This window comes from Salininema proteolyticum (assembly GCF_042685645.1).
Classification (GTDB): domain Bacteria; phylum Actinomycetota; class Actinomycetes; order Mycobacteriales; family Micromonosporaceae; genus Salininema; species Salininema proteolyticum.
In genome coordinates this window covers 4640468-4652914 of record NZ_JBHUNX010000001.1, presented here as the reverse complement: position 1 = coordinate 4652914, position 12447 = coordinate 4640468, and the positions used below count along the sequence as shown (strand labels likewise).

Below are 12447 nucleotides of genomic sequence, written 5' to 3'. Positions count from 1 at the left end.
CTACGTGGTGACGGTCAGGGTGTGCCAGGCGAGTGACCGTGATCCCCGGCAGATAGATGAGGTCAATGCGATATCGCTGCCGAGGTCGTCGACGCGGAGGGTTGCATACTGGCCTCGTCCGGGGCGCCAGGAAACGTCGTACTGGCTTCCGGACGCCCCGGAGGTGGTGGCGTCGACGCTCGCACATAGTGTGATCGGCCAGCCTCCGTATGGGTTGGCGGCGCCGGAGGCGATCGCGGCGGCGTGGATGTCGGCGGTCAGCATCGTGGTGCGGCCTGACCACCCGGTGTCTGCGATCAGGTCGGCGAGTTCGGAGCGTTCAGTGGTGTGTCCGGCCCAGGAGTCGGCGTGTTCGCCGAGCCATGGTGTCGGCATGAGCCAGACGAGCGCGGCGGCGTTGGATGCGTTGAGGGTGTTTTCCAGCCAGGTCGTTTGCGTCGCCCCCAGGACGGTTGAGTCAGTCCGGTCGGAGCGGGTGTCGGAGACGACAAACAGGATCCTGCCGATGTTGAAGGAGTGGTAGATCGGGTTGGACCCGGTCCCGGCGGGAAGGTCGTATGACGGGCAGCGCTCGCGGTACACGGCGGTGACGTTGTCGCGGCCGGGGTCGGTCGAGTCTGAGTCGTTGGGTCCGAAGTCGTGATCGTCCCAGGCGTACACCCACGGCGCGTCCCGGTATAGGGCGTGACGGTCCTCGTGAAGGAAGATATCGTCCCATTGGGCGCGGAACTGCGACACGGTCGCATCGGCGGAAAGGCCGAAGGACCCGGAACCGAGGTTGTAATAGATCTCGTCGCCCAGGGAGACAATGCGGCGCCATCGTTCGGCGAGCGCGCGTTCCCGGATGGTGGCGAAGACGGGGTGGAAGCTGGAGCGATGCGGCACTTGGGTGCCGACGCCGGGGTAGGCCGGGGTGAGACCGGCGTCTCCCCACAAGCCGATGGTGAACGATGCGGGTGTCCCGGCCGGCGCCGGGTCGGTGACGAATTGGCCCGTGGTCGAGGTGTCAAGTGTGCCGGAGTCTTCCACCTGCCACCAATAGCGGGTGTCGGCGGTGAGGCCGGTGATCTCGCATGTGGCGGCGGTGTAGCCGTTGACCGTTTCGGTTGCGGTCGCTACGGCGCCGGCCATTTCGGGGTTGTCGGCGATGTGGACGCGGATGCCAGACGTGCCGTCGGTGACCTTGGCGTTGAATCGTGCGGTGGCGTCGGTGACGGCGCCGACGCACATGGATTCGACGCTCATAGCGCGATCACGTGGGGCGAGGCGAGGAAGACGCTAGTCCCGGCGGTCTGCGATTTCTCGATGCCGTTGCGAGCGCGCACGACGCGGAAGGTTTGTGGTGAGGTGGCGCCGGTGATGCCTTCGACGAGCATGGTCTCTCCTCCAATGGTGATGTCGAACGTGTCCTCTGGCCCGATCGATGCGTCGCCGTGCGCGGTCCACGGCAGGCCCGTGTCGTCGGTGAAGGTGTTTGTCGCGGTGTCCTGTTCGGCGAAGTTGGTGTCCGCGACGAGTGTTCCGGCGATGCCGTTGCGAACCTGCAGGGCGTGAATCGTCCCGTGCCATGGCGTCTGGGTACCGTCGTCGCGGGCGCCGGCTTCGAGGTCGGCGGCGCTGGCGTAAATGGATGTGGCCGATCCGGTTTGGGTGGTGCCGAGTTGTGTCCAGGAGCCGTCGATGGTTGACGCCGTCCAGAACGTCACGTCGCCGGTGGAGACGTCGAGGGTGACGCGCAGTGCGATCCGGCGCGCTTGCAGATCGGGAACAGGCACGGCGTCGGATGAGCGGGTCTCGAGTGCGCCCGAGGTGCCGTCTGTTGACCATCGGAAATGGAGGAACCCGGAGGAGTCGAAGCTGAATCGCCAGCTCCGGTCGCTCGTGGAGTCGCGGTATTTGCTGGCCATGACTTCTTCGGTGTCCGGGGCCGCCCAGGATTCGCGCGTGGCCTCCACCCGCAGGTCGATGTCGCCTGTGATGTCCAGGCTGGCGGTGTCGGGGGTCGAGGCATAGGAGCCGTCGGCGCCAGGGAGTAGGAGGCCGCGGCCGATTTCAATCCATGGTTGGTTGCCGGAGTCGGTGGCGATTACGAGGCTGGTAGTGGTGCTGTCGGCGCCCGTTGCCAATTGCGATCCAGCGGTGTCTATCCGGCCGGTGGTGTCGTGGTCGAGTTCCATGACTGTCCAAGCTTCCCCTGGTGAGCAGGTGAAATCGATGAGGTGGGTTGCTGCTGATCGGGTTTCGGTGATGGCCTCGACGAAGAGGTCCACGGGGCCTGGCGGCACCTGTGGAGGCAGGTTGGTGATGCGAATGATGTCGCCTTCGTGGAGGGCGAGGAGATCGTCTGCCAGCGTTCCCGCTATGCGCGGGTTGCGAAGGTTGAAAGACACGGTGGGCCACCGTGCGGCGTCGATGGTGCCGAGGTGTAGACGCCAGCCCGCTTGAGCGGGAAGCCGAGTGTCGCTGTCGATGACGATGTCCTCGGAATGGTCATAGACGCCCACACCGTCTGGTGGCGCGGCGATGGAGAGCGGTCCGCTCTCCTTCCGGGCAGTGTGGCTGGACCCTCCGACGCGGTTGACGGTGATGTCGTTGCGGGTAGCCTGGTCGTCCTCCACGGGCGAGAACGGGTCGGCGATCACCCCGGTGCTGTAGTCGATGACGACTTTCGGGACCTGGTTGTAGAGGCTTTTCCGGGTTCGGTATTGGATCCCGAGCGCGTCGGGTGAGTCGGTGAGGATACCCATGTCGGCGGTGGCGGCTTCCCGAAACAGATCCATGAGCGCCACGATGCGTTGGGGCCCCATGGTCTCGACAGCGTCGCTGTCGCCAATGACCCGCACGAGCGGTAGGTCCTCGTCGGAGGCCAACCGCTGCAGGCGGGTCGTCCCGGTCTCGCCTTCCCAGGCTTGGCCGGAGTTCTTGATCGTGTCCCAGATCAGGTCGACATTGTCGTTGAGAATCGTCGGGTGGCCGAAGGTAGTGCCTTCGACGTCGTTGGTCGACCCGACAAAGATCTTCGAGAAGCGCCCGTAGGTTGCACCGGAGATCGTGCCGCTCATGGTCAGCGCGGAGGGGTCGTCAATGGGGAACCATGCGAACTGCCAATCGACATCGGCGCCGTTCTGCAGCAACAGTAGGGAGATGAAGTTGGGGCGGCCGTAGAGGTCGCTGGTAACCACCTTGTTTTCGAGCTCGTTGCCGTCCTCGTCGAAGGCGATGACTCGGATTCCGTCGCCGATGGTGGAATAGATGTCCCACAGCGCAGCCGATCCGGTCGTGGCCAGCCTGAATATCAGTCTGTCCGAATCGAATCCGTCGGTCGGGATCCGCATGTAGCAGAAGAATCGTTGGTCCGTGGCCCCGGTGTAGGGAGGGACGTCGCCCAGAATCGTGGAGGCTCCGATGGTCGGCAGGGCGGCAGACGCGTTGAGCGAGTCGTCGGCGGCGAACTCGATCTCGGGGAGGTCCCGGGGTATCAGGTAGGACGAGCTGCCTGGGCGTCCTGACGTGAACCGGGTCGCTCCCGAAGGCTCCTCCAGTGGCCAGTATGCCACGACGTCATCCCTTATGGAGAGGTCGCGGAAGAGAGACGATTTAAGAGGCTTGGCGCCCTGTTGGAGCCGTCGGGTAATCCCGGCGGCGGTGACCGATACCCGCTGGTCAGCGCCCGATAGGTCCCACCGGGGCGGCCATGAGGCGACCTCGCCGACGAAGCGGGTAGCGTCATCCCGAATATAGGCGTGGCCTTCGATATCCCATTCACGGCCGGACGAGTCGGTGAAGCTCTCCGCGTCGGCGTCGAGGTCGCGAAAGTCCGCGTTGGCGACCAGCGTTCCATCAATCCCGTCGTACAGCTGGAAGGCGTAGACCCGGCCCACAAACGGCGCCACTTCCACTCCGAGGGGCCCGATGCGGCCGACTTCAACCGGTGCCGTAGACGCATGCACCGCGGTGGTGCCGGACTCGGATACCGGGTCGCCGAGTTGAGTCCAGGCACCGTCGATGGTCGGTGCCGTCCAGAATCGGACAGTCCACCCGCCCGTACCATCATCGACGTCCAAAGTTGCCCGGACCGCAAGCCGGTTCTGCGACACTGGCAATGAGACTGTGGACCGTGCGATCAGTCGGGAACCAAGCGTTCCGTCAGGTGACCACGCGAGCCACAGGTTCCCCCCGTTCTCCAGCTCCACGGCCCACGACCGGTGGTCATCGGTGGTCACGTATTTGCGCGCCAACCCGCGTGACTTTGTCGGGCGCCAGGAGTCCGGGTCGATGTCAAGGCGCACGTCGAGGTCGCTGGTGATATCGAGCGTGGAATGGTCCGGTGTGGTCGCGTAGGCCCACGGGTCGGTCCCGCCGGAAGCGTAGAGATGGCTCGCTCGGGGAATGGACCGGACTCGCAGCGGCGTGTTCCGCCCGATCAGCCCGTACAGGTCCGAGAGTGGGTTGCGGGGTGAGTAGCGGCCGAACTGGCCGGTGGCGGCCGCCGAGGCGCCGTTGTTGAGTCTAAGGGTGCAAGTCGCCGGGTCGGCGTGGTTCGCCCAGTCGCGACGGCCGCGGGTGGTGACGATCGGGTCAGCGTCACGGACGTCGGCGGTGATGTCGTTCCACGTTCCGTTGTAGCGCAGCTCCACTACAAAGTCTTCGGCCATGTCAGCTCCCTAGCACCGTTTGGACGTTGCCGCCGCGGGCGGCGATTCCTCGGCGGACCATGCGGACTAGGTCCTCGTCGCCATCGAGGCGGATGGTGATCTCCGTGGCTCCTCCTCCGAAGGCGTCCTTCGCGCCGCGTGGCAGGGGGACGACGGCCTCGTCCTGGCCGCCCTCGCCGATCATGGCGAGCGTGGGGCTGGTGACGATGCCGCCGTTGGCGAGCATCGGGATATTCGGGGTCGAGATCGTGAACCCGCCGATCTCTCCGAGTGGACCCATGTCGACGGAGGGGACGGTGAATGACAGGCCGTTCCACGCGCCGATGATCCAGTTGATCGCGGATCGGAACGCGTCCTTGATGCCGTCCCACATGCCGCTGACGGCACTGCCGATGCGCCCCGGCAGGCCGGTCACGAAGTCGACGATGCTGTTCCACTTGTCGACGATCCAGCTTTGGATGATGCTCAATGCCCCCATGACCTTGTCGGTGACCCATTCCCAGGCCATGCTGATGATGCTCGTGATCGTGTCCCAGATGGACGACGCCTTCTCCTTCAGCCAGTCCCAGGCGAGACCGATCGCTGCAACCACCTTGTCCCAGTTGACGACGAGTAGCACGATCGCGGCGATCAGGGCGACGATCAGCAGCACGATCCAGGTGATCGGGTTGGCCAGCAGCGACAGGTTCCAGGCCCATTGTGCGACCGTCGCGAGGATGACCATGCCGCGCCAGATCTTGACCGCCGCCGCGATGGTCAGCACAGCCGCGGCAGCGATCAGCAAGGCCGGCGCAAGCGGGACGATGAATTTGGCGACGTCCTCCAGGAGTGGGATCAGTGGTTCGAGCTCGCCGATGAGGTCTTGCTTGATGTCGCGTCCCAAGGCGGTGAAGGCGGTCGAGGCGTTGTCGTTCAATACCTCGCTGGCGGAGTCTGCCGCGCCGGCGACATTGTCGAGTTCGTCCTGGGTGTTGATGAGTCCGGTGAGGAACTCGGGAATGTCCTGGACCGACAGGTCCTCCAGTGGTGTGCCGAACAGCGCTATCGCCGTGTTGGCGCGGTCGCTCGGGTCCTCGATGGCGAGCAGGCCGGACACGATCTTGTCGAATGCGTCGGCGGCCTGGTCGCCCCCGGCGAGGATCCTGTTCGACATGGTTTGCGCGTCCAGGCCGATCTCATCGAACGCCTCGACTGACGACTTCGACATTTCGGTGGCGAGGACGGTGAATTCCTTGAGCGCGTCGCCGGTCTTGTCGATTTCGTACTGGCCGCCTTCTGACGCGGCCGCGAGTAGCCCGAAGGCCCGTTCGCCATCGAACCCGAGCGTGCGGAAGAACTGACTGTACTCGTCGGCGGCGTCGAGGACTTCCTCCACGAGTCCGGGCATCGTTTTTTGGCTGGCGGTGGTGATGAGGTCGAAAGCCTCGCCCATGTCGTCGGCGAGGCCCTCGGTGACCGCCTGGCCCGCTACCCGGACGGCGCGGGTCACGTCGGTCTCGAGGATTTTCGCGAGGCTCAACGCGTTGGCGCCAAGGTCGGAGAGTTCGTCGTCGGTGACGTCGCCGAGCTCGCCGGTCTGCGCGATGATCCCCCGCAACGCGGTATTGACCTCACCGATGTTCTCGCCATAAGCCTCGGCGAAGAGTTCCCCGGCGATGCCGCCGACTCGCTCCGACTCGGCGGTGGTGAGGTCGAGTTGGGCGGCGAGGAGATCGCTCGACGCTTCCTGTTCGAGCGCCTCGGCGAAGGTCACCCCGAGCCCGGCTCCCGCGGCCGCGCCCAGGGCGACGATCTTGCCCATGTGCTTGTCGACGGTACGTTCCAGGCTACCGATGCGACGTTCGGCCTGTTTCGTGTCGGCGCCGATGCGGATCATGAGCTCGTCGAGGACAGCCACGGGATCACCTCCTCTCGTCGTTGATGCCGAACGCGGCCGTGGCTTTCGCTGCCATCTCGGATCCGGTCTGCGGGCGGCGTCTCTTACCTCCCCATTGGAGGAGGAAGTCCGTCAGCTTTCGACGTCGACGCTTCTTGCCGGAGTTGGCGTCGACGATGGTCTTGGTGATCAGTGCGGCATTGTAGTCGTGTCGTTTACCGCCAAGTGGCCCATTGATTCGTTCGAACGCCATCCATTCGGTGATCTCGGCGGAGGTGAGGCGGGTGAGGAGTTCGCGGACGGAGCACCCGAGTTCGAGCGCGAGCCTCATCAGGAAGAGTCGCTCGGGGTGCTCTCGGAGTTTTTTGCCGTGTCGTCCACCGCTTCTCCGCCGAGGCCGGACAACTCGGAGGCCTTCTGGTAGAGGCGTTCGATCACCTCGGCACTCTTGCGACCGAGCTTCTCGAATTCCTTGACGGTGAACAGCTGCTTGCCGTCGGCGTCGACGAGGCAGGCACAGACGATCCGCAATTGCTGTTCCGCGAGCGCGTCGGCTTTAATGCTGACGGTCTGGCCACGCACGGCAATCGCAGTGCCGTTGATGCGGGCCCGCTGCATCCCGTCGAGACCACGGAGGCGAACGGTGCCGCCCCACTCGGGGACGTCGATGTCGGCGAGCTCGATGTCGTCGGCTTTGAGGATCGCGTCCTTGCTGAGTAGCTCTCCCATCAGGCCCCCGCGTAAGTTCGGGTCGCCTTGCCGGAAATGCGGAAGGTCGCTTCCATCTCCATCTTGTCGTCGACCGGGTAGGACTCGGACAGGCTCGTGCACAGGCCGGAGAATTCGATGGTGAGCTCGTCGGCGTCGCCGGGCAGGACCACCACCTGATAGTCGAGCAGGGCGTTCTCCTCGAAGTCGCCGTCGAGGTCTCGGTGAGTCGACTGGGCGGGGTCGTAGTTCAGCGTGATGGTGACCTCCCCGCCGTCTTTTAGGCCCTTCACGTACTCCTTGTACTGGTCCGGGGAGTCGTGGGCGGTGACCTCGATTTCCTCGCGGGATCGTTCGGGGCCGGAGATGTCGGCGATCGACGCGATCGTGACGAACGCGCCGGCGCCGGTGGAGTCGCGTTTGAACTGTGTGCCCCATGCGTCACGGCCGGCCATGTCAGATCACCATCCTGAAAACACCGACGCTCACCGAGGTGACGGCGTCGTAGCTGATAGAAGCGCGTCCGGTGGAGCCACGGAAGATGAGGCTCAACGGCACGATCGCATAGTCACCGTCGGCTACGGTAACGGCGACGTCGTCAATAGCCAGGCCCTTGACCGCGCCGGGCGTGGCGATGGTGGCCGTGTGCGACGAGGCGTCGTCGTTCTTCACGACCAGGAACATGTTCGAGGTGGCGACCTCGGCGGTGTCGCCTCCGGCAGCGGCCGAGACAAGGTCGCCGTCGAGGTCGTTTACCGGCGACGCCACGGAGACGTCGACGGTGCTGAGTGCAGCCATTGTTTCCTCCTAGATGGATGGTTAGCTGGTTTGCGTGGTCACGACGCGGAAGGTGATCGCGACGTGTCGGACGAACTGTTCGCGGGGGTCGCGCATGCGCGTCGCGCTCGCGAACCGGACGGCGACCGCGCGGTGGCCCGTGAGGGTCAACGTCTGGTGGTCGAGCACGGCCGTGGCGCGTGCAGCGCCCTGGTTGGCCTGCGTGAATCCGGCCTCCTCCGACCACACGTGCAGCGTGATCGTGCAGTCTCGGCCGAACTGGTCGTGGACGTTGTCGGGTCCCTCGGTGCCCTCGCCCATCGACACATACGGGTAGGAGACGGCATCGGTGTCATCGACGACGGAGAACCCGAGCGTTTGCGTCAGCTCCGTGTCGGCGACGAGTGCCGCATACACGGCCTGCTGGATGGAAACGGCCGGGGAGTCGGCGATCACGACAGCGCCTTGCGGACGTCGTCGGAGATCCGCCCGGCGAAGCGTCGGCGTTCGGCCTCGAATGCGGGCCGCATGAACGGCTGCGCCTCTTGTGAGGTGGTCCCGAACTCGACGAAGTGGCCGTAGAACTTCTCAACGCGGACGGTGGCGGTGAGCTTGCGGCCATCGACGCGGAACTTGATCGACTTGCGTAGGTCGCCCGATTCAACGGGGACCTCGTCCTGTGCCTCGGAGCGGACGGACTTCGCGGCGTCCCGCAGTGATCCCTTCAACGAGTCGCGGAGATCGTCGGGGAGCGCGGCGAGGCGGCGCTGGAGTTGATTGGACCCGGCGACGTCGATACGGTACTTCGGCATTAAGGCGCTCCTCTCGTTTCGATCAGCTCGACGTCGGCACGCACGTAGGCCGCTTTCGATGGCCGTATCACGGCGGTGACGCGCCAGGCGCGGCCGTCGTCATCGCCGAGCTGGTCGTCTTTGCGGACGTCTTCACCGGGCGCGAAATAGATCGGCTGCGCGTGGTCGGCCTGGGCTTGCGCGCCGTAGAGCCGTTCGGAGGCCGTGGACTGGGAGACGCGGCAGGCCTTCACGGCGAGGTCGACCATGGTGGTCGTCGAGCCGCCCGCGCCGTCGGGCACGGTGGTCGGCCGCTGGTGGGTGAGAGCCTGGTTCAGAAGGTGGCTGATCATTCGCGGACCGCGTATCGCGAGATGATGCGACGATCGGCGGCGGTGAGCTCCCCGGCGATCACGTCGGACTTGTATTTCACCTGGTAGTCACCGATTCTCTCGGATTCGACACCAGTCGGGTTCACTGCCTGTGTGGCGGCCAGGCGCCAGGCGATCCGCCGCAGGCTCAGTGGGACAGGGGCCCATCCGGCGGTGTAGACGACCTCGATCGACTGTTGAGCGGTCGGCCAGCATCCGGTGAGGTAGTGGAAAACTCCGGACTTCGACCACGTGAAGTCCTCCCCGAATCCCTCGGTGAGGACGTCGGACTCCTCCAGGAGCGTCACGGACACGACGGCGGTCACGGGCCACCGCGGCACTATGAGTTCGCGCCCGCCGGAACCATCGAGGACGACGGTATCGGTCGACTCGTCGAGAGCCTGACCGGCCTCGTCCTCGATGGCGGCAACGGCGGCGTCGAGCGCCTGCTCTGCCTCGGCCTCCTCGTCCGACCCCGACGTCGGGGCGGGCTGTCGGAGGTAGCGGTAGAACTCGGCGACCGTGGTCCACGCCATTAGGTGCTACTCCTCGGTGGGTTTCTCGGTGGCACGGCCGCGGGCCCGCTTGGTGGCCTTCCGCGTCGGCGTCGATGCCGGTTCGGTCGGCGTCTCGGCGGGGTCGCTGTCGGCGGCCACTGCGTAACGGCGGTCGATCAGAGTGCGGCCGAGTGTGCCGGGCACCGTGATCGTCTGGCCCGGTGAGGCGGTCCATTCTGGCGTGGAGTACAACGCCCGCATGGTGATTCGCATGATCCCCCCTTAGACCGGCAGCGTCCGCGGCTTGGCTTCGAGCACCGAGACGCACATGTTCACGTCGCCAGTGCCGCCACTGGTGGCCACGACGCGCAGCCACCGCTTGATGCCGTGGTAGCCGACGGTGGTCACGGTGTTGGCGCTCGGGGCGTCAGGGGCCGTGCCGTCGAGGTCGTCGGAGGCGACGGCGCTGTAGGTGTCGGGCGAGCCGGTGCCGTCGTCGTCGGCCTCCTGGACTTCGAAGGTGAAATCGTTGTTGGCGACGGTTCCGACCTGGAAGACGACCGCGGCCGCGTCGAAGCCGGCCAGGTCGACGTTCTCGCCGGTGACGGTCGCCGTGTGCTGGTCGGCGCGGATCGATTCGGCGACCGCGACGTTGTTCTTGATGTCTGTCCTGCTCATGAGTCGGCCTCCTTTCGTTACTCGTTGATCTGGAGGCGAACGAACGCCTCGGCCAGGATGGGTGCGCCGTCGGTTTCCAGCCGGCCGATGAACCCGACCTGGTTGGCCTCGGCGTACAGCTCGACGAGACGCTGCACTTCGAGAGCGAGCGAATCGGCGATCCAGTAGTGCGAGAAGTCGCCGATCATGCCCACGTAGGAGTCGTTCGCGACGGTGTTGGGCACGTATTCGGAGGCCACGTACGGCACTTCCAGGATCGTGTCGGGGCGGTCGGCGGTGAGTCCGGGCTGCCACAGGTACTGTCCGTTGGCGTCGCGGAGCTTGCGGATCTGCGCGAGGAGGTCCCGGTGGAACAGCCAGCTCGCGTTCGGCCAGTACTGGGACTTGAGCGTGTGCTTGGCGGTGATCAGGTCATCGGCGGCACCGCCGGCCGATGTCGAGTTCGAGTCGAGCACACCGCCCGTCGAGTTGATGTCGACGTCCCGTGAGGTGGGCACGCCGTCGTTGGAGGCGGTGAACAGGCCGAGCGGCTTCTTGTTGCCGTCGCCGGTCATGAACGCCTTCTCCTGGGTGACGGCGAACTTGTAGGCCAACCGGTCGCGCACGAGCGCCTCCGGGTCGACCGCGGCGCGACGCAGCAGCGTCCGCGAGATCTTGACGCGCTTGGCGAGAGGGTTGGTGCGAAACTCCCGCTTGCCGACGCGCAGGGCGTCATCCAGGCTGCCGGTGGCGACCTCGCTCGTCCAATCGGCGTCGTTCAGGTCGGTGTCGAGCGTAGGCACGCCGAGGCTCTCTCCCTGCGTCAGCTGCATGGTCGTCGCCAGGCCGCGCAGTGGCACAGCGTCGTCGACGGCCTGAATCAGGCTCGTCGAGAACTGCTGGGGAGCGACCAGGTAGCCGCCCTCGGGGTCGGACCCCATGTTCAGGGCGCGGGACTGGCGTTCGTCGAGCGACCGCATCCCACCGACGAGGTAGGCACGGAACGCGTCCACCTCGCTGGAGCCCGCCTCGGGCCTGACGGCTCGGTCGGACTGTTCGTCACTGTCGGCGCGGTCGCCGTCGAGACGCTCGGCCTCTCGCAGTCGCTCGGCCCGCCCAATTGCCGCGCTCTTACGGTCGGCGTCGTCCATGAGACGGTCATAGGTCTGTTCCTCGTCGGGCGTCATGTCGCGGCCGGCGTCGACCTCGTCCATGATCGCCTTGGCCTCAGCATGGAGCTTGGCACGCTCCTGCTGAAGCTCGCGAATCGTAGGCACGATTCCCTCCTTGTGGTGATGGTTGGATACAGCCGTGTCCGCGAGACCTGCCGGGGCCTTGCCGGGGCTGTGGTGGTCTTCCGCCAGCCGGGGCGGGAAGTCTCAGTTCGCGGCCTGCTCGAAGCGGCGTCGCCGGGCGTCGAGTGCGGGGGTCGCCGCGCGGCCGGGTTCGTCGTCCTCTTCGGCTGCGGCCTCCGAGGCGGCGGCTTCGAGGAGCGCGCTCAACGCGGTGACGGCGTCCTCGACGAGTCCCATGTTCTTCTTGGAGAGCACCTTCCCGGCGCGGTCGATGTCGATCCCGCCGAGCATGCGGGCGAGCGCGAGCGCGCGGCCGTCGTCGGCGACGGCGTCGGGGTCCATCGGCAACGGGACCACGCTGGTCTCGAACAGTTCCCACCGCGCGGGGACGCCGGCCTGGTCGATGTCGTAGGCTTCGAAGCCGACCGAGACGGCATTGAGGAACCCGCCGCGTATTTTGCGTTCGACGGTGACGGCGAAGTCGTCGCCGCGGTCGAAGACGAGATCGCCGAGGAGGCGGCCGTCATCGGCGCGGACGTTGTCGACCCGCCCGATGGGCAGGGAATCGCGGCTGCCGTAGTCGTGGCCGTACATCAGTACCGGGTTTGATTCGTAGCGGGCGAGATCGACCGTCCCCATGGCCAGGTCGAGCCCGTCGGCCTTGCGTCCCTCCGTGGCGAGGACGTAGGGTATAGGGCCGTCGTCGGCGGTCTCGATGTCGCGCACGGCGTAGCCGCGCATGTGGATGGTCGGCATTATCGGTCCCTCCCGGGCGTCCTGATTTGGCGGTCACGCGGGGCGGTCCGCTCTTGGCGTTCGT

At 66.0% G+C, this 12447-nt stretch carries 15 protein-coding genes; all 15 read right to left on the bottom strand.

Annotation, left to right across the window (positions count from 1 at the left end):
• Entirely contained in the window at positions 1-1245 is a 1245-nt protein-coding gene (locus ACFTE1_RS21750; protein WP_380617595.1) for an alkaline phosphatase D family protein, read from the bottom strand.
• Positions 1242-4655: a hypothetical protein gene (locus ACFTE1_RS21745; protein WP_380617596.1), complete on the bottom strand. Its 3414-nt coding sequence runs from the start codon at positions 4653-4655 to the stop codon at positions 1242-1244. Before ACFTE1_RS21745 ends, ACFTE1_RS21750 begins: the two co-directional genes overlap by 4 nt.
• Position 4656: 1 nt before the next feature.
• Positions 4657-6552, bottom strand: coding sequence for a phage tail tape measure protein (locus tag ACFTE1_RS21740; protein WP_380617597.1), 1896 nt, complete (start codon positions 6550-6552; stop codon positions 4657-4659).
• Between the two features lie 4 nt (positions 6553-6556).
• On the bottom strand, positions 6557-6862 hold the full coding sequence (locus ACFTE1_RS21735) for a phage tail assembly protein T (RefSeq protein ID WP_380617598.1): 306 nt from the start codon (positions 6860-6862) through the stop codon (positions 6557-6559).
• A complete protein-coding gene (locus ACFTE1_RS21730; protein WP_380617599.1) occupies positions 6862-7260 on the bottom strand; it encodes a hypothetical protein in 399 nt (132 codons plus the stop codon). The genes ACFTE1_RS21735 and ACFTE1_RS21730 overlap by 1 nt, the downstream gene beginning before the upstream one ends.
• On the bottom strand, positions 7260-7694 hold the full coding sequence (locus ACFTE1_RS21725; protein ID WP_380617600.1) for a phage tail tube protein: 435 nt from the start codon (positions 7692-7694) through the stop codon (positions 7260-7262). Before ACFTE1_RS21725 ends, ACFTE1_RS21730 begins: the two co-directional genes overlap by 1 nt.
• A gap of 1 nt (position 7695) precedes the next feature.
• Complete coding sequence (locus ACFTE1_RS21720; protein WP_380617601.1) at positions 7696-8037, bottom strand: hypothetical protein; 342 nt, start codon at positions 8035-8037, stop codon at positions 7696-7698.
• A 21-nt stretch (positions 8038-8058) separates the two neighbouring features.
• A complete protein-coding gene (locus tag ACFTE1_RS21715) occupies positions 8059-8472 on the bottom strand; it encodes a DUF3168 domain-containing protein (RefSeq protein WP_380617602.1) in 414 nt (137 codons plus the stop codon).
• Positions 8469-8828: an HK97-gp10 family putative phage morphogenesis protein gene (locus ACFTE1_RS21710; RefSeq protein ID WP_380617603.1), complete on the bottom strand. Its 360-nt coding sequence runs from the start codon at positions 8826-8828 to the stop codon at positions 8469-8471. Before ACFTE1_RS21710 ends, ACFTE1_RS21715 begins: the two co-directional genes overlap by 4 nt.
• On the bottom strand, positions 8828-9160 hold the full coding sequence (locus ACFTE1_RS21705) for a phage head completion protein (protein WP_380617604.1): 333 nt from the start codon (positions 9158-9160) through the stop codon (positions 8828-8830). The genes ACFTE1_RS21710 and ACFTE1_RS21705 overlap by 1 nt, the downstream gene beginning before the upstream one ends.
• Complete coding sequence (locus ACFTE1_RS21700; protein WP_380617605.1) at positions 9157-9714, bottom strand: hypothetical protein; 558 nt, start codon at positions 9712-9714, stop codon at positions 9157-9159. Before ACFTE1_RS21700 ends, ACFTE1_RS21705 begins: the two co-directional genes overlap by 4 nt.
• A gap of 6 nt (positions 9715-9720) precedes the next feature.
• Positions 9721-9948 (bottom strand): hypothetical protein, encoded by a 228-nt coding sequence (locus ACFTE1_RS21695; RefSeq protein WP_380617606.1) that lies wholly within the window; start codon positions 9946-9948, stop codon positions 9721-9723.
• A 9-nt stretch (positions 9949-9957) separates the two neighbouring features.
• The gene (locus ACFTE1_RS21690; protein ID WP_380617607.1) at positions 9958-10353 is read right to left on the bottom strand and encodes a hypothetical protein; all 396 of its coding nucleotides are present in this window, start codon (positions 10351-10353) and stop codon (positions 9958-9960) included.
• 17 nt (positions 10354-10370) lie between these two features.
• Positions 10371-11609: a phage major capsid protein gene (locus tag ACFTE1_RS21685; protein ID WP_380617608.1), complete on the bottom strand. Its 1239-nt coding sequence runs from the start codon at positions 11607-11609 to the stop codon at positions 10371-10373.
• A 102-nt stretch (positions 11610-11711) separates the two neighbouring features.
• Entirely contained in the window at positions 11712-12383 is a 672-nt protein-coding gene (locus tag ACFTE1_RS21680; protein ID WP_380617609.1) for a hypothetical protein, read from the bottom strand.
• Positions 12384-12447: the final 64 nt, after the last annotated feature.